General features: G+C 63.5%; 15 protein-coding genes. 11 read left to right on the top strand and 4 right to left on the bottom strand.

Annotation, left to right across the window (positions count from 1 at the left end; genetic code table 11):
• Positions 1–26 precede the first annotated feature (26 nt).
• The 11 genes from rimP (at position 27) to GTA51_RS17060 (ending at position 11811) form a co-directional block, all read left to right on the top strand.
• Positions 27–596, top strand: a complete 570-nt coding sequence (rimP, locus tag GTA51_RS17110) for a ribosome maturation factor RimP (protein WP_160963233.1) — start codon at positions 27–29, stop codon at positions 594–596.
• The gene (gene nusA / locus GTA51_RS17105; protein WP_160963231.1) at positions 593–2041 is read left to right on the top strand and encodes a transcription termination factor NusA; all 1449 of its coding nucleotides are present in this window, start codon (positions 593–595) and stop codon (positions 2039–2041) included. Before rimP ends, nusA begins: the two co-directional genes overlap by 4 nt.
• Positions 2041–2292: a YlxR family protein gene (locus GTA51_RS17100; RefSeq protein WP_160963229.1), complete on the top strand. Its 252-nt coding sequence runs from the start codon at positions 2041–2043 to the stop codon at positions 2290–2292. Before nusA ends, GTA51_RS17100 begins: the two co-directional genes overlap by 1 nt.
• On the top strand, positions 2285–5266 hold the full coding sequence (infB, locus tag GTA51_RS17095; RefSeq protein WP_160963227.1) for a translation initiation factor IF-2: 2982 nt from the start codon (positions 2285–2287) through the stop codon (positions 5264–5266). Before GTA51_RS17100 ends, infB begins: the two co-directional genes overlap by 8 nt.
• Positions 5267–5391: 125 nt before the next feature.
• Positions 5392–5679, top strand: coding sequence for a DUF503 domain-containing protein (locus GTA51_RS17090; protein WP_160963225.1), 288 nt, complete (start codon positions 5392–5394; stop codon positions 5677–5679).
• A gap of 16 nt (positions 5680–5695) precedes the next feature.
• Positions 5696–6031: a 30S ribosome-binding factor RbfA gene (gene rbfA, locus GTA51_RS17085; RefSeq protein WP_160963223.1), complete on the top strand. Its 336-nt coding sequence runs from the start codon at positions 5696–5698 to the stop codon at positions 6029–6031.
• Positions 6012–6983, top strand: coding sequence for a DHH family phosphoesterase (locus GTA51_RS17080; protein ID WP_160963221.1), 972 nt, complete (start codon positions 6012–6014; stop codon positions 6981–6983). The genes rbfA and GTA51_RS17080 overlap by 20 nt, the downstream gene beginning before the upstream one ends.
• Positions 6976–7944 carry a tRNA pseudouridine(55) synthase TruB gene (gene truB, locus GTA51_RS17075; RefSeq protein WP_160963219.1) on the top strand — a complete coding sequence of 323 codons (969 nt, stop codon included), beginning with the start codon at positions 6976–6978 and terminating at the stop codon, positions 7942–7944. Before GTA51_RS17080 ends, truB begins: the two co-directional genes overlap by 8 nt.
• Positions 7945–7960: 16 nt before the next feature.
• The gene (rpsO, locus tag GTA51_RS17070; RefSeq protein ID WP_160963217.1) at positions 7961–8230 is read left to right on the top strand and encodes a 30S ribosomal protein S15; all 270 of its coding nucleotides are present in this window, start codon (positions 7961–7963) and stop codon (positions 8228–8230) included.
• A 171-nt stretch (positions 8231–8401) separates the two neighbouring features.
• A complete protein-coding gene (gene pnp, locus GTA51_RS17065; protein WP_160963215.1) occupies positions 8402–10615 on the top strand; it encodes a polyribonucleotide nucleotidyltransferase in 2214 nt (737 codons plus the stop codon).
• Between the two features lie 317 nt (positions 10616–10932).
• Positions 10933–11811: a glycoside hydrolase domain-containing protein gene (locus tag GTA51_RS17060; RefSeq protein WP_160963213.1), complete on the top strand. Its 879-nt coding sequence runs from the start codon at positions 10933–10935 to the stop codon at positions 11809–11811.
• Positions 11812–11925: 114 nt separating this feature from the next.
• Here the strand turns inward: GTA51_RS17060 and GTA51_RS17055 are convergent, their stop codons facing one another.
• The 4 genes from GTA51_RS17055 to GTA51_RS17040 form a co-directional block, all read right to left on the bottom strand.
• Positions 11926–12672 (bottom strand): hypothetical protein, encoded by a 747-nt coding sequence (locus tag GTA51_RS17055; protein ID WP_160963211.1) that lies wholly within the window; start codon positions 12670–12672, stop codon positions 11926–11928.
• Positions 12673–12751: 79 nt separating this feature from the next.
• On the bottom strand, positions 12752–13393 hold the full coding sequence (locus GTA51_RS17050; RefSeq protein WP_160963209.1) for a hypothetical protein: 642 nt from the start codon (positions 13391–13393) through the stop codon (positions 12752–12754).
• Positions 13394–13432: 39 nt separating this feature from the next.
• Positions 13433–14269 (bottom strand): AmmeMemoRadiSam system protein B, encoded by an 837-nt coding sequence (gene amrB, locus GTA51_RS17045; protein WP_160963207.1) that lies wholly within the window; start codon positions 14267–14269, stop codon positions 13433–13435.
• Positions 14270–14356: 87 nt separating this feature from the next.
• Positions 14357–16452, bottom strand: a 2096-nt coding sequence (locus tag GTA51_RS17040) for a tetratricopeptide repeat protein (protein ID WP_160963205.1), incomplete at its 5' end; no start/stop codon positions are given.

The following is a 16452-nucleotide window of genomic DNA, read 5'->3' as shown; positions in this document are numbered from 1 at the left end:
CTTTTTTTTTGCTGACCAAGGAAACCATGCATCGTACAAGCGCCGTGACGGAAAAAATCCGGGAGCTTATCGCTCCCTATCTCACGACCCTGGGCCTGACCGTCTGGGGGGTTGAGCTGGCCGCCGCCGGCCATCGCCAGTTGGTACGCCTGTATCTTGACCTCGCCGCCGACACGCCGCGCACGGCCGAACGCAAGGGTGTGACCATTGACGAGTGCGCCCGGGTCAGCCGGCATCTGGGATCACTGCTTGAGGTCGAGGAATATTTCCACGGTGCCTACGTGCTGGAAGTGTCGTCGCCGGGCCTGTCGCGCCGGTTTTTCGAGGCCGGGCAGTTGGCCGGCTTTCTTGGCCGCGAAATCGAAGCCAAGCTGGCCGTGCCCATAAACGGCCGCAAGCGTTTCCGGGGCATTCTCACCGCCCTTGACGGTCAGATTGTGTCCATGACCGCTGATCCCGGTCCCAAATCTTTCCCGATTTCTTTTGATTTTGCCGAGTCGGACAAGGTCCGCCTCATCCACGCATTTGACGCCACACCCGACGGAGAAGCCGGCGGTGACGACTCTCCCTACGGCAGCCCGGAGGCAACCTCATGACTGAACTGAAAAAAGCCATCGATCAAATCAGCAAGGACCGCGGCATTGACCGCGATCTGCTGGTGGACACCCTGGAAGAAGCCGTCCGTTCGTCGGTGATCCGCAAACACGGCGAAAACCTCGACGTCGAGGTCAGCTACAACGATGAGCAGGGCGAGATCGAGGTCTACCAGTTCAAAGTCGTGGTGGAAGATGACGACGTGGCCGATCCGGCCGCCGAAATCTGCCTGTCCGACGCCAAGGCCATTGATCCCAATGTGGCCCTTGAAGACGAAATGGGCTTCAAGCTGGCCGTGGAAGACCTTGGCCGCATCGCCGCCCAGTCCGCCAAACAGGTGATCATCCAGCGCATGCGCGACGCCGAGCAGGAAATCATCTACGAGGAATACAAGGACAGAAAGGGCGAAATCATTTCCGGCATCATCCAGCGCCGCGACCGGGCCGGCTGGATCATCAACCTCGGCCGCACTGAGGCCCTTTTGCCCAAGGAAGAGCAGATCCCCCGCGAGCGCTACAAGCGTGGCGACCGGGTCCAGGCCTTTATCATCGAAGTCCTGCCGTCCGGGCGCGGACCCCAGATCATTGTCTCGCGCACCCATGGCGAGTACATGAAAGCCCTTTTCGCCCGCGAAGTACCGGAAGTCTCCGACGGCACGGTCAAAATCGTCGGCGTTTCGCGCGATCCCGGCTCCCGGGCCAAGGTGGCGGTCATCTCCAAAGACCGCGACGTCGATCCGGTGGGTGCCTGCGTCGGCATTCGCGGTTCGCGTATCCAAAATATCGTCCAGGAACTGCGCGGCGAACGCATCGACATCGTGGTGTGGAATCCGGAAATCGCCACCTACGCCGCCAATGCCCTGTCCCCGGCCCGGGTCACCCGGATCTCCGTGGATGAGGACGAAAAATCTCTGGAAGTGGTGGTCACCGACGACCAGCTCAATCTGGCCATTGGCCGCAAAGGGCAAAACGTCAAACTGGCTGCCAAACTGCTGGGCTGGAAAATCGATATTTTCACCGAATCCCGGTTCCGTGAAGCCAACGTCTCCAAGAAATTCCTGGAGCAGTTGGCAAGCGTGGCCGAGATCCATGTGGACAACATCATTGCCGCCGGCTTTGATACCATGGAACAGCTGGCCGAAGCCGAAGACGCAGCCATCGACGCCATTTACGGCATGACGCCGTCCAAGCGTGACGATCTGCGGGCGGCACTTAAGCTTATGGGCGCATTCGACAAGCCCGAGGAAGCGCCGGGCGAGGCGGCCAGCGACGAAGACGTCGCCCCCACCCCCGCTGACGCTGATGCAGACGTAAACGCAGACGCAGATGTTGACGGAGACGCGGCCGAAAGCCAGGAAGAAGCCGCCCCGCTTGCGTCGCCTGAAACGACGCAGACCGATGCGGACGACGCGCCGGCCGAAACGCCGAAAACCTCGGACGAGGCCTGATGACGCGCGGCAAGTCGCATGATCGGCCGGCAACACCAGTACGCATGTGCGTGATCTGTCGGGGGCGCTTTGCCAAAAGCGACCTGACGCGACACGTGCCGGCTGCTGGCGTGGGGGCGGGCCTTTTGCCCGATCCCCGGGCCGCCATGCCCGGACGCGGGCATTATCTCTGCGCCAACCCCGAATGCGCTGAGAAATTTTTGAAATACTCCGGTCGGCCCAGGCGACGGAGGGGGGGTCAAGGTGAATAAAATCAGAATCAAGGACATTGCCAAGGATCTGAGTCTGTCCAGCAAGGACATGCTGCAAATCCTGCGCGAGCTCGGCATCACGGTCAAAAGCCAGATGGGCACCCTGACCGATGAAGAAGCCACCCAGGTGCGCAACCGCGTGCGCCAGGGCGCTTCCGGTCGCACCCAGGTCATCGACACCGAGGTTTCGCCCGGTGTCATCGTCCGCCGCCGCAAGGCCGCCCCCACCCCCCCGGCCGCCGCCGCATCGGACGCTTCTCGGGATTCCGAACCCGTGATTCCGACCCCGGACGCGGTGGAGGATACGGCCCCGCCCGTGGTCGTTGCCGTGGAGACGGAGACCGAGCCGCCCCTGGAAGCCGAATTCGCGCCCCAGGCCGAGGATTTCGAGGCTTTTGCCCCGGTTGCGGAAGAAGCAGCGCCGGCTGCCCCGGTTGCGCCCAAAAAGCCGGCCGCCCAGACCGGCAATGCCCGCATCGTGCGCCCGGCCACACCGGCCCGCATCATCGAGCGGCCCGAGCCTGAAAAGGCTGCGGCCCCGGCCGAACCCGAAGTCGCTCCCGAAGTTGTGGCCCCGGTGACCACGGCAACCGCGCCCGAAGCTGGCCAAGCGCCGGCCCAGCCCGCAGACGCCGTTCCCGTCGCCGCTTCTGGCGATGCGCCTGTCACGGCCCCTGTCGGTGCCCCTGTGGCCGAAGGCGGCGTGACCGAGGCGACCCCGGCCCCTGCCGGCGAATCCGAAGAAGAAAAGCGCCGCAAAAAAGCCCGTCGGCCCGAACCGGCCCCGGCGCCCAAAGTGCGCATCATTTCCATGCCCGATCCCAAGCGGCCGCCAGCGCCTGACACCCGCCGCCCGCCGGCCGGTGAAGGCCAGCGTCCCGGCGGTCCCGGCCGTCCCGGCGGCCCTGGCCGCCCCGGCGCTCCCGGCTTTACCCCCGGCGCACCCCGTCCGGCCGGTCGTCCGGTGCCGGGCATGCCGCCGGCTCCGGGCAGCGACGACGCCAAAAAGCGGAAGAAAGACCGCCGCGTGGTGGAGTTCGGCGGTCAGATGACCGAAGAGCAGCGCCGCAAGAATGCCGCTGCCGGCAAGGGCGGCAAGCGAAATGCCGGCGACGTCCAGGATCGTACTGGCGGTCGTGGCGGCAAGTTTAAGCGCAAGAAAAACCGCGATGACTTTCTGGGTTCCAAGTCCGATGCCGGTGCCCAGCCGATGAAGGCCGCCAAGCGCAAGATTCGGATGGAAGAAACCATCCGCGTCTCGGATCTGGCCAAGCAGATGGGCTCCAAGGCCCAGGATCTGATCAAGGTCCTGCTTGGACTGGGTGCGCTGGTGACCATCAACCAGTCCCTTGACATCGAGACCGCCACCCTGGCAGCGGCTGAATTCGGCTTTGAGATCGAAAAGTCGGGCTTCTCCGAAGACGACTACATCATCAACGCTGAAATCGATAAGCCCGAAGACCAAAAGCCGCGTCCGCCGGTGGTCACCATCATGGGCCACGTCGATCACGGCAAGACGTCGCTGCTCGATGCCATCCGCCTCTCCAATGTTGTCTCCGGCGAGGCTGGCGGCATCACCCAGCACATCGGTGCCTACCATGTCACCACCAGCCGCGGCGACATCGTCTTCCTGGATACGCCGGGCCACGAGGCGTTCACCGCCATGCGTGCCCGCGGTGCCCAGGTCACCGACATCGTGGTTCTGGTCGTGGCTGCCGACGACGGCGTCATGGATCAGACCCGCGAAGCAGTCAACCACTCCCGGGCGGCCGGCGTTCCCATCGTCGTTGCCGTCAACAAGATCGACAAGCCCGACGCCAACCCCGACCGGGTCAAGCGCGAACTGGGCGAACTCGGCCTTGTCCCCGAAGAATGGGGCGGCGAGACCATCTTCGCCAATGTCTCGGCCAAGCAGAAAATCGGCCTGGACGAACTGCTCGAAATGATTCTCCTGCAGGCCGAAGTGCTGCAGTTGACCGCCAACCCGTCCAAGCGGGCCAGGGGCCATGTCGTTGAAGCCCGACTGGACAAGGGACGCGGTCCCGTGGCCACGGTGCTCATCCAGGAAGGCACCGTGCACCAGGGCGACGCCTTTGTCTGCGGCGTGTTCTCCGGCCGGGTGCGGGCCTGTTTCGACGACCAGGGTCGCAAGATCAAGGAAGCCGGACCGGCCATGCCCATCGAGGTCCAGGGCTTTGAGGGCGTGCCTGAGGCCGGCGACGAGTTCGTCGGCGTCGAGGACGAAAAGGTCGCCCGCCGCATCGCCGAGACCCGGGCCACCAAGCAGCGCGAACGCGAACTGGGCAAAGCCTCCAAGGTGACGCTGGAAACCTTCCTGGCCAGCCGGCCCGAAGCCGAGGCCCAGACGCTCAATCTGGTGCTCAAGGCCGACGTGCAGGGTTCGCTGGAAGCCATTGCCGATGCGCTTAAAAAGCTGTCCACCGACAAGGTCAAAGTCAACATCATCCACGCCGGGGCCGGGGCCATCACCGAGTCCGACGTGCTCCTCGCCTCTGCCTCCTCGGCCATCATCATCGGGTTCAACGTGCGCCCGACCATCAAGGTCAAGGAAATGGCCGAACGCGAGAGCGTGGATGTGCGCTTCTACGATATCATCTACAAGGTCGTCAGCGAAATCAAAGACGCCATGTCCGGCATGCTCGCACCGCTGATTCGCGAGCAGTACCTGGGCCAGGCCGAAGTGCGCGACACCTTCAGCGTCCCCAAGATCGGGACTGTTGCCGGCTGCGCCGTCATGGACGGCAAGCTGACCCGCAACGCCGGTGTGCGCCTGTTGCGCGACGGTGTGGTGGTCTACACCGGCAAGCTGGCTTCGCTGCGTCGCTTTAAAGACGACGTCAAAGAAGTCACCAAGGGCTACGAGTGCGGCGTGGGACTCGAAAACTTCAACGACATCAAGGTCGCTGACGTCATCGAGGCCTTTGAGTCCGTCGAAGAACGGGCCACATTGTAAATGATTGCGCCGGGTGGCCTGGGCCACCCGGTTTCGGACCCTGGCCGCGGGCTTATAAGCGCGCGGCCGGGGACTCCGTATAAACCTGCCTTCCAACCGCCCCCCGCCCGCCGGGGAAGACAGTCATGGTCGTAGGCGTCCTGACGCTCGAATTCACCCTCCACGGCAACGACTCCCTCAAGAGCAAACGTCGTGTGGCCCAGAGCCTCAAACAAAAACTGCGCAACAAATTCAACGTGGCCGCTGCCGAAGTCGCCATGCAGGAATCCTGGGACACCCTGGTGCTGGCCGCTGTCACCGTCTCCAATGACGCCACCCATGTCCGGGGCCTGCTGCAAAAGGCGGTCAACATGGTCGAGGCCGCTGCCCTGGCCGAACTTGTCAGCGACGATATCGAAATTGTAACGCTCTGATGGATCGGAACCGCTCATGAAACGTACCGCCTCGCGGCGCTCCCACCGCCTCGCCGACCAGATTGCCCGGGAAATGGCCATGGCCCTACTCGAAGATATCCGGGACCCCCGGCTCGAACTTGTCACCATCAGCGGCGTGACCTTAAACGCCGACCTCTCCATCGCCCAGGTGTTTTACACCTTAAGCGGTGACGAGGCCCGTTTGGCTGCTGCGCAAAAAGCGCTGGACCAGGCCAAGGGATTTCTGCGCACCCAGCTTGGCAAGCGTCTGGTGATGAAATTCGTGCCTGACTTGCGCTTTTCCCGCGACACGTATTTGGAGGACATGGTCTATGCCCGACCCGAGGCTTGAAATTGTCCGACGTATCCGGGCCGGCCAGCATTTTCTGGTGGCCGCCCATGCCGGGCCTGACGGCGACGCCTTGGGTTCCACCGCTGCCATGGGCTTTATCCTGGAGGCGCTGGGCAAGGACTTTTCCCTGGTAAACGACTCCCCGGTCCCGCCCCAATACGGCTGGATGGAACTGCCTGCGCCGCTGATCGACCATCCCCTGGACGAGACCTACGATCTGGCCCTGGTGCTGGACTGCGGTGACGGAGCGCGCCTGGGCGAGCTGGAAAAGCAGCTTGATCCCGCCCGGGTGGCCGTCATTGATCACCATCTGGGCAATCCCGGTTTTGGCGTCGTCAACTGGGTCGATCCCAGCCGCAGCGCCACCGGCGAAATGGTGGCGCTTATTGCCAAAGACCTGGGCATCCCCCTGGCCGGCCCTCTGGCCGAAGCGCTCTACACCGCCCTGGCCACGGATACCGGATTTTTCAGCTTCAGCGGCACCACCGCCGTCAGTCTCGAGCTGGTGGCCGAAATGATCCGGGGCGGCCTGGACATCGGGGCGGTCGGTGCGCGCATCAAAAACCAGTGGAGCATGAACCGGGTGCGCCTGTGGTCCGAAGTGCTCGGCAGCTTATCCGTGTGCTGCCATGGACAGGTGGGCACGATCAGGGTATCGCAGGCGATGCTCACGCGTACCCAGACCTCCTCTGAAGACTGCGAGGGCCTGATCAACAATGCCCTGCGCATCAAAGGCGTTGCGGCCGCCCTGCTGGTGCGCGAACTGCCCGAAGGCGGCGTGAAATTTTCCCTGCGCTCGGTGGGTCCGGTCAACATCCAGACCGTGGCCGCCTCTTTTGGCGGCGGCGGCCATAAAAACGCCTCGGGCGGCAAGCTGGCCATGCCCCTGGCCGAGGCCGAAACCGCCTTGGCCTGCGCCCTGTGCAAGGCCGTGGAGCCACTTCGTGGCTGAACGAAAGTACCCCCTGCCCCAGCTCCACGGCGTTCTGGTCCTTGATAAGCCCACCGGTCCCACCTCCACCTGGTGCCTGACGGCTATCAAACGCCTGGGCCAGAAAAAGATCGGCCATGCCGGCACCCTGGACCCGCTGGCGGCCGGCGTGCTGGTGGTGCTTTTGGGCGAGGCGACCAAAATCGCCCCCTATGTCATGGCTGGCGAAAAGACCTACCTGGGCGCGTTGACCCTTGGGCAGACCACGGACACCTACGACAGCCAGGGAACCGTCACCGCCACCGCCCCCTGGGAGCATGTCACGGCGGAAGTCCTTGCCCAGGCCATCAATTCCTGGCAGGAACTGACCAGCCAGGAAGTGCCGCCCTACTCGGCGGCCAAACACCAGGGACGGCCCCTGTACGAACTGGCCCGCAAGGGTCTGGCCGCCCCGGTGAAAGTAAAAGATATTTCCGTTTTCGACGCGCGGGCCGTATCGGTCGACCCGCCGTCGGCAACCTTCCGAGTCCGGGTATCCGCCGGCGTCTACATACGCTCCCTGGTCCACAGCCTGGGGACGCGAATGCAGTGCGGCGCGATCATGACAGCCCTGACCCGGGAGGCCAGCCGTCCCTTTGAACTGACGCAGGCGCACAGCCTGGACGACATCCTGGCCGACCCGCAGTCGCTGCCCGGGCGGATTATTCCGCTGGAAGCAGCCCTGCCCCATTGGCCTACCGTCGTCCTTAGCGACGCGGCAGCCGAACCCGTGCGCCGGGGTATTCGTATCCCGGTCGGCGACGGCTACCCCGAAGGCACCTTTGCCATGCTTGTCAGTCAAACGCGCCTGCCCCTGGCTCTGGCCAGGGCCGAGGTGATGGACGGCCAACTCAGGTGGGCCATCGTGCGCGGTCTGTTTGGCGACCCGCAACCGGCCCGGCGTGACGGCACTGACGCCCCCGCGCGCCCAAGCACCCCTTAAACAGGAGGATATCGCTGTGGTTATGACTGCCGACAGCAAGGCCCAAGTCATCAACGGACACCAGAAGCACGAAGGCGACACCGGCTCCCCCGAGGTCCAGGTCGCTCTGCTGACGGCGCGTATCGTGTACCTGACCGACCACTTCAAGAGCCACCCCAAGGACTTCCACTCCCGCACGGGTCTGTTGAAAATGGTCGGCCAGCGCCGCAAACTTCTTAACTACCTGAAGAAGAAGGACGTCCAACGCTACCGCGATCTGATCGCCAAGCTTGGCATCCGCAAGTAGTTCGCAAGTAGTCCGCAAAAACGGGGTCCGGTTCGCCGGACCCCGCCTTCCCGCGCATGCATTATGCGCGCCTGCTTTCGGGACATGCGTCCCGGCAGCCGCCGCGCCTGCTGCATGGCGGGAGGGCAGACCGCTTTTTTACTGCCGCTCCCTTCATCTCAAGAGGTGCCTATGACAATGACTTTTGATCCCATCCGTCTCGAAACATCCATCGGCGGCAAGCCCGTCATCATCGAAACCGGTCGGCTGGCCAATCAGGCCGACGGTGCCATTTGGATTCAGTGCGGCGGCACGGTGGTGCTGGTCACGGCCTGCACCCAGGCCCTGGCCGAAGAAAAAGGCTTTTTCCCCCTGGTGGTCGATTACCAGGAAATGGCCTACGCTGCCGGGCGCATCCCGGGTTCCTATTTTCGCCGCGAGATCGGCCGCCCGTCCGAGCGCGAAGTGCTCGTGTGCCGCCTCATCGACCGCCCCTGCCGGCCGCTTTTCCCCAAGGGCTTTCGCGACGAAGTGCAGATCATCGCCACGGTGCTTTCGGCCGACGGCATCGTTGAGCCGGACGTTTTGGCCCTGACCGGTGCCTCCACAGCCCTGCACATCTCCAAAATCCCCTTCCACGGCCCCATTGCCGGTGGCCGGGTGGGCTACATCGACGGCCAGTTTGTCCTGAATCCCACCGTCTCCCAGATCAATGCCGACTCCATGTTAAACCTCATGTTCGCCGCCTCGCGCGACGCTGTGGTCATGGTTGAAGGCGGCGGACGCTTCGTGTCCGAAGATCTGCTGGCCGACGCTCTGGAATTTGGCCACAACGCTGTGCTGCCGCTGCTTGATCTCCAGGAAGAGCTGCGCGAGAAGGCCGGCAAGGCCAAGATCGCCTTTACCCCGCCGGCTCCCCTGGCCGAGCTGGAAGCCGTGGTGCGCGAAGCCGGCGAAGCCAAGCTTAAGGAAGCCTTTACCAACAAGGAAAAGATGGCCCGTCGCGACGCCCGTCGCCTCGTCAAGGCCGCTGTCATGGAAGCCGTGGTCGCCGCTTTCCCGGAGACCCCGAGCTACAAGATGAAGGCCGGCGAAATCCTTGAGACCATGGAGAAAAAACTGCTGCGTGCCCTTATCAAGGACACCGGCATTCGCTTAGACGGCCGCAACGTCACCACGGTGCGTCCCATCGGCATCGAAGTGGGCGTGCTGCCGCGCACTCACGGTTCCGCGCTGTTTGCCCGGGGCGAGACCAAGGCCCTGTGCGTGGCCACCCTTGGCTCCACCGGCGACGAGCAAAAGATTGAGACGCTTAACGGCGAGACCCACAAGCGTTTCATGCTCCACTACAACTTCCCGCCCTACTGCGTGGGCGAGGTCAAGATGCTGCGCGGCCCGTCGCGTCGGGATATCGGCCACGGCGCTCTGGCCGAACGGTCCATCCTGCCCGTGCTGCCCGGTGCCGAGGACTTCCCCTTCACCATGCGTGTGGTCTCCCAGATCCTTGAGTCCAACGGCTCCTCGTCCATGGCCTCGGTGGCCGGCGCTTCGCTGGCCCTTATGGACGCTGGCGTGCCGATCAAGGCTTCGGTGGCCGGCATCGCCATGGGCCTGATCAAGGAAGGCGACGACTTCCTGGTTCTGACCGACATTCTCGGCGACGAGGATGCCATGGGCGACATGGACTTCAAGGTGGCCGGCACTGCCGAGGGCATCACCGGCATCCAGATGGACATCAAGATCACCGGCATCCCCCAGGCCGTCATGCGCCAAGCCCTTAATCAGGCCAAAGAAGCCCGGCTGCACATCCTTGGCCGCATGGCCGCCATCCTGCCCGCGCCGCGCCCCGAGCTTTCGGCCCTGGCCCCGCAGCTGGCCGTGGTGCACATCAACCCGGAAAAGATCCGTGAAGTGATCGGACCCGGTGGCAAGAACATCAAATCCATCACGGCCGATACCGGTGCTTCCATCGACATCGAGGACACGGGCAAGATCTCCATCTTCGCGCCGACCCTTGAGTCCCTGGAAAAGGCCAAGGCCCGGGTGGAATATTACGACCAGCATGCCGATGTGGGTGCCAACTACAAGGGCAAGGTCATAAAGGTCATCGAGTGCGGCGTCATCGTCGAGATCCTGCCGGGTCTTGAGGGTCTGGTGCACGTCTCCCAGCTCGATGTGGAACGCGTCTCCAGCCCGGCCGATGTGGTCAAGATGGGCCAGGAGCTTGAGGTCAAGGTGCTCGACGTCGAACCCACCGGCCGCCTGCGTTTGTCGCGCAAGGCCGTGATCAACGAAGAGCGCGGTGTCCCCTACGATCCGGCCGACTACGCCAAGACCGGCGGCGGCGGCTTCAGCCGTGACCGTGACCGTGGCGGACGCGGCGGCGACCGGGGCGGACGCCGCTAGCCAGCGCCCGTTTTCACGCCATTCAGGCTCTGGAACTACAACTTCCAGGACACTCCGGCCGGGAATTCGCAGATGCGGGTTCCCGGCCTTTTTCTTTCCAGCCACCCCGGCGTGCGGCCACGCCGCTTCGGGCGCACCCTCGCGCGCCTCAGCCTGCTCCTTCCCATGGTCGCGGGCGACACTTTCCCGTTGCACAATTACGCATCTTCACATATAGGCTAAAGCCACCCCTCTGCTCCGACGTAAGGCCTGAAAGATGTGCCGTTTGTCTGAAAAGTCTCTGGTTGCAACAACTTGAACCAACAGGAGGCCGTGACATGAGCATCATCGACACCCCAAACAACACCAAAAACAAGCTTTCCTGTCTCCTTTCCCAAGGTGTGAAGACAATCATCCGCTATTACAACTTCAGCAACTCGCAAAGTCTCCCGGAAAAATGTCTCAAGCTTGATGAGGCCCAGGCCATCGTCGCCCAAGGCCTGGAGATTGCGGTTGTCTTTCAGCAACGCCAGGACAGCGCAGAGGATTTCAGCAAAAGCACGGGGATTGCCGCCGGCCGTCGGGCCTTTCGCCATGCCCATGACAGTATTGGACAACCGACCGGCTCAGGCCTCTATTTCGCCGTCGATTTCGACCCTGACGCCAGTGTAATAAGCAGCCGCATCATCCCGTTCTTCGAAGGGGTCCGGGAAGCTTTCGATATGGAATGCTATGGCGGCCCCGGGTACAGGGTCGGTGTGTATGGCTCTGGGCTGCTCTGCGACACCCTCGTCGACAAAGGCCTTGCGACGTTGCGTTGGCTGTCCATGTCGCGGGGCTTTCGTGGCACGCAGGACGCCTTGAAGGACGGCCGCTACCATCTGGCCCAGCGCTATCCCGAAGCGAGAATTTGCGGCATAAGCGTGGATTACAATGATGGGAACCCGGCCATGCCCGACTTTGGAGCCTTCACCATTGCTGCGGACAGACCAACGCTGGCAATGCAGGCCGGCACTGGCGAACGCTATCGTGTGACCGCCCGCAACGGCTTGCGCCTGCGCGAGGGACCGGGCTCCCAGTTCGACATCATCGGCGGCTTGCAGTCTGACCAGATCGTCGTCGTGGTCTCCATAGCAGAAGGCTGGGCACTGCTCGACCTGGAAGGAGACGGCCGGGTGGACGGATACGCTTCCGCCGGTTTCCTGGAACGTCTCTGAGATGCTGGAGTTTCTGCCAGCGCTCCAAGTTGCGTCTGGCCGCAAACTGTAAAAGAAAGGCCGGCCCGGAACAATTTCCGGGCCGGCCTTCGTGTTGTATGGAGGTCGTGCGCCTTACCAGATCGGATTGTTGATGGGCACCACCAGCGTCTGGGCGTGGTTGTCGTAGCGCAGCACCACCCGCAGGGAATGGATGCCGAGGTTGGCCGGGAAATAGAGATAGCCCGGCATGAGCGCCATGGGCGCGATGGGCGTGGCCCGCCAGGAATAGGTGGCAATGTCCTGGTACAGCGTGGCCCGGTACTGCTCCATGCTCGGCTGCTGGGCCAGGGCCGCGCCGCCGAGAATGCCGACGCCGGCACCAATGAGCGCCCCAGGCCCGGCTCCCCAGCCGCCGTTAAAGCCCGAGCCGATCAGCGCCCCAAGACCAGCCCCCACGGCACCGCCGGTCAGGCCGCCGACCACCGCTGCCTCGCCGCTCTTTTTGTACGCCGTGGAAGCAAACACCACCTCCGCCGCCGTGGCCACGGGATACGGCACGTATTCCACGCCGCCGGGTCCGATGCCCCGGCACTCTTCGGGGTAGACGATCGGGGCGCGGCCGGACTTGTTGCGCACCAGTAACAACGCCGGAAACAACCCGGCCTCGTAATAATTGATGCCGTGCCCGTTCCAGACGTAACGCACCGCCCCGATGTCCCATTCCGCCGTGCGCACAGCGCTGGGCAGCATGGCCGGATCGACCACGCCGTTGATCTGCGGATTGGGCCGGGTGTAAGTGGCGCAGGAGATAAGGGTCAGGGACAAGACCAGCACCGCGACGATCCTGACCAGACCGGCAACGCAGGGAAATCGCTTCATAATACCTCTCATGATGCCCTGTTCGAAACTTTGCGTAAGGGTTGCCGGCGAAGCCTTGCGACCCCGCCGTTGGTCCATCTTAGCGGCAGAACTTGATGGAGTCCATGATCTGGCGCAACACCGGCCGCGCCGTGGCAAAGTCCTTGTTCTCGCTGTGGGCCATGAAATTCATGTAGTAATTCTCGCCGTCGTAGGCCTGCCAGATGATGCGCTGGTAATCGTTTTTCTGGGGCGCTTCCACAATTTCCCAACCGATGACACCGCACTTCTTCTTGGCGTCGCCGTCGTCGCGGCGCTTGGCTTCCAGATACTTGTTGATGCCGACCATTTCCTTGGCCTGCTTAAGCGAAGCTTCCACCGAGGCCTTTCGCGGAAAGCTCGGAACCATCTGTTCCAGATGGAATTGAAAGCCAAACGTGGTCCCAGGCTTCATAAACAGCACGGATTCGCTGGCCGGGTCGCCGCTTTCCAGCTTCCAGCCGGCCGGGATGGTGAATTCAAAGCCCCGGGCCGGATTTTTAAAGGTGGTGTCGCTGGCCAGCACCGCGCCGCCGCCCGATCCGCCCTTGGCGGCAGAGCCGCCAGACCCGGCCGGTTCAGCGGCTTTCTTGCCGCTGGTCACAGCGTCAAGCCCCTGCTGGATAAGGCCAAATTGGGCCACGGCCGGGCTGGGCAGGCAAAGAACCAAGGCAAAAAGCAACGCGGCAAGCAGACGTTCCATGCGTCTTCTCCTTACAATTCGGGTGTTGAGCGGACGTCCTTACTCCACCAATACGCCGGCGTATCCCACCACCTGCTCGTAGTCGCCGCTCACCTCGCCTGAGGTGGCATAGGCGGCCAGCCGGGCTGATTTCGCTCCCAAGGCCAGGACGGTAAAAAGCCCCAGCACCATGGGCAGCACCCCGCACATGGTGATGCCGGCCTCGCGCACCACCCGGTACAGCCCCTCGGGGTCCAGGGCCAGCGCCCGCTCCAGGGCCAGGGAATCAAGCCTGGTCGCAGTCTTGTGGGAAACGTAATGACTCATGTCGGAACTGACCACCACCGAAACAGGCTCGGGCCAGCGGGCCAGCACGCCGGCCATGGCCGCAGCCGCGTCTGCCAGGACGGTCAGATCCGGCTCGGCCACCGCCACCGGCACGATACGGCAGTCCGGCCGGACCTGACGCAAAAACGGCAGCAGCACTTCCAGGGAATGTTCGCCCAGATGGGCCTCGCGGTCAGGGGTCAGCCGTGGCGAGGCCGTTAACAAGGCCGCAGCCAGGGCCTCGTCAACGGGCACGTCCTGGCCCGGAATGTGCCAGTCCCCGGACGGCCACACAGCCAGCCGGGCCCCCCGGCCGGTGTGGTTGGGGCCAAGCAGCAGCAGCGTGTCGGCCAGTCGGGCCGCACCCAGGGTGCGCCCGGCCACGGGACCGCTGTAGACCGCCCCGGCATGGGGGGCCATGGCGAGCAGTGTGGGCCGCTCGGACGGTAGCGCAGCCAGGGCGAGATAGGCAGCCGTTTCCCGGGCCAGCGTCTCGGCGTCGCCGGGATAAAACCGGCCGGCAACGACGGGCTGGCGCCCGGTGACGGCGCGGGGGGATGCTTGGGCCATGACCGACTCCTTGCCCACCGGATGCAAAACCGGGGGAGTATCGATCCTGTAGCCCGGATACGGCGTCGTTGACAAGCGCGTCGCGCGTTATTTGCCGCGGGTCAGGGCGTCGAGGCGATTTTGCAGCCCGCTGGCCGACAGATCCGAGGCGGCCATGCGCCCGTAGAGGGAATTGGGTGCGGCGTCGCGCATGGCGGTCAGGGTGGCCCGCCAGCCGTCCACGTCGCCCATGGCCCGCTGGATGGCGGCCATGCGCATGCGGTTGCCGGACCAGTCGTCATCGCCTTCCTTGCACAGGGTCGCGTACTCGGCGGCATGTTTGAGCGCCTTGGCATACTCGCCCATGGCCCGGTTGGCTTCCACCAGGATGTTGACGGCCGCTTTGCGCTTGTCCGCGTCGCGGTTGGTCTCGGCAAACATAAAGGCTGCTTCGCCGGCATAGAGCTGGGCCTTTTCCCATTCCTTTTTGGCCATGGCTTCCTTGGCCACGAAATAGAGCGCATAGCAGCGCTTCTCGGCCTCAAGCTCCCGGTCGCCGGCCATCTTGGTCCACAGCGGCAGCGCCCGCTCGGATTCGCCGAGATTCTCCAGGGACTCGGCCACCATATATTCCAGCCCCCGGCGCTGGTTCGGGGAAAACCGCCAGCCCTGGACCTTGCGGGCCAGATCGACGATGTCGCGCCAGGCCCGTTCGTTTTGGTAGACCGACATGGCCATGGTCAACGCCCAGTTGCCATTGTCGGTTTCCTTGGGGCCGACGTAGGGCAGGGCCTCGGCCAGGGCTTCGCGGGGCTTGTCGGTGCGCAGATAGGCCAGGGCCAGCCCCAGGCGGGTGGTGTCGGACAAAAGGCCCCGGTTGGCGCTAATAAGCCGATGTTCCTTGTAGGCCTCGATGAGCCGGGCGTAATCCTTGTGGGCGAGCAGATCGGCGGCCATCCGCTCAAAGGCGGTGATGGCCACTTCCTCGGCCTTGGGGGCCAGTTCGCTTTGGGGATAGCGCTCCAGATAGGCGGCGGCTTCTTTGAGGCTGCCGGGATAGTTCTGCTGGTGCAGCAGCCACATGGCCAGCTTGAGCTGGGCCAGGGGGGCAAGCGGACTCTGGGGATGATCACGGATGATGCCGGCGTAGATGTCTTCGGGGCTGCCGTATTGGGGCTTATCAAACAGCGAAAACATCTCGGTGATGGTGGGCTGGTCGTGGACGCCCTGCTCGGCCAGGCGCATCTTGGCCACCAGTCCCCCTTCACTGTCGGGATAGTCCTTGACGGCCAGATTGTAAAAATCCACCGCGCCGGCCTTGTTGCCTAGTTTGCCGTAGATGTCGCCGAGCCTGGCCAGGACCAGATCGGCGTCCTTGACCTTGGGCTCCATGTTGTAAAACAACATATAGGTATCGCGCGCTTTCTTGAAATCGCCGTTTTTATAAGCTATATCGCCTGTAATGCGCAGAATTTGCGGAAAATCGATGTAGTAGCGCGGCCAACGCTTGTCCACATAGTCGGCGATCTGGCCCGCTTCCTTGTAGCGCCCCAGGCGAACCAGGGTCTTGGCCAAACCCATGGCTCCTTCGCGCACAAACTTGCTCTCGGGAAATTTTTCCACGAGATTTTGATATTCTTCAGCCGCTTTTTTGTAATCTCCCCGGTCAAAATAGTATTCGCCCCAGGCAAAGTTGACCATGGGCACATTGGCGTCTGTGGGATACTTGCGGGTCAAAACGTTAAAATAGCCCTTGGCTTCTGGAATGTTACCCACGCGCAGATTGAGCATGCCAAGCTGGAGCAGGGCTTCGGGCACGCGATAGGAATTGGGATTGACGTTTATCGCTTCGTTAAGCACCTTTTGCATTTCGTCGTAGTGGCCGGCCGGGTCGTCCTTGTAGACGTCCATCAGCACACCGGCCAGGGAATGCACCGCTTCTTCGCGGACCTCGGGCTTGAGATCGTTGCGGCGCAGCAAATCGCTCATCATGGTCTTGGCCGCGCCGAAATTGCCGGCCAACCGCTCGGCCTGGGCCGCCACCAGCGTGTTGGCTTCGTGGTCCTCTTCCTTGGCCGGCGGCACTTCGGCGGCCGCAACGGCTGCTGCCGGTGCGCCCGCCTCACCCGGGGTGCCCGCTACGCCTGGTGACGCGGCTGGCGGGGCCGTTCCCGGGGGCGTGGCTGCTGCCGGCGGGGCAGCGG

This window comes from Solidesulfovibrio aerotolerans (assembly GCF_009856865.1).
GTDB lineage: Bacteria > Desulfobacterota > Desulfovibrionia > Desulfovibrionales > Desulfovibrionaceae > Solidesulfovibrio > Solidesulfovibrio aerotolerans.
The sequence above is the reverse complement of the archived record's forward strand: the minus strand, read 5'-3'. Positions and strand labels throughout refer to the sequence as shown.

Excerpts from the sequence above, each read along its gene's own strand:
- GTA51_RS17090 (WP_160963225.1), top strand. The coding sequence starts at position 5,392 with ATGGTCGTAGGCGTCCTGACGCTCGAATTCACCCTCCACGGCAACGAC.
- GTA51_RS17055 (WP_160963211.1), bottom strand. The coding sequence starts at position 12,672 with ATGAAGCGATTTCCCTGCGTTGCCGGTCTGGTCAGGATCGTCGCGGTG.
- GTA51_RS17080 (WP_160963221.1), top strand. The coding sequence starts at position 6,012 with ATGCCCGACCCGAGGCTTGAAATTGTCCGACGTATCCGGGCCGGCCAG.
- amrB (WP_160963207.1), bottom strand. The coding sequence starts at position 14,269 with ATGGCCCAAGCATCCCCCCGCGCCGTCACCGGGCGCCAGCCCGTCGTT.
- GTA51_RS17050 (WP_160963209.1), bottom strand. The coding sequence starts at position 13,393 with ATGGAACGTCTGCTTGCCGCGTTGCTTTTTGCCTTGGTTCTTTGCCTG.
- GTA51_RS17100 (WP_160963229.1), top strand. The coding sequence starts at position 2,041 with ATGACGCGCGGCAAGTCGCATGATCGGCCGGCAACACCAGTACGCATG.
- rbfA (WP_160963223.1), top strand. The coding sequence starts at position 5,696 with ATGAAACGTACCGCCTCGCGGCGCTCCCACCGCCTCGCCGACCAGATT.
- nusA (WP_160963231.1), top strand. The coding sequence starts at position 593 with ATGACTGAACTGAAAAAAGCCATCGATCAAATCAGCAAGGACCGCGGC.
- rimP (WP_160963233.1), top strand. The coding sequence starts at position 27 with ATGCATCGTACAAGCGCCGTGACGGAAAAAATCCGGGAGCTTATCGCT.
- pnp (WP_160963215.1), top strand. The coding sequence starts at position 8,402 with ATGACAATGACTTTTGATCCCATCCGTCTCGAAACATCCATCGGCGGC.
- GTA51_RS17060 (WP_160963213.1), top strand. The coding sequence starts at position 10,933 with ATGAGCATCATCGACACCCCAAACAACACCAAAAACAAGCTTTCCTGT.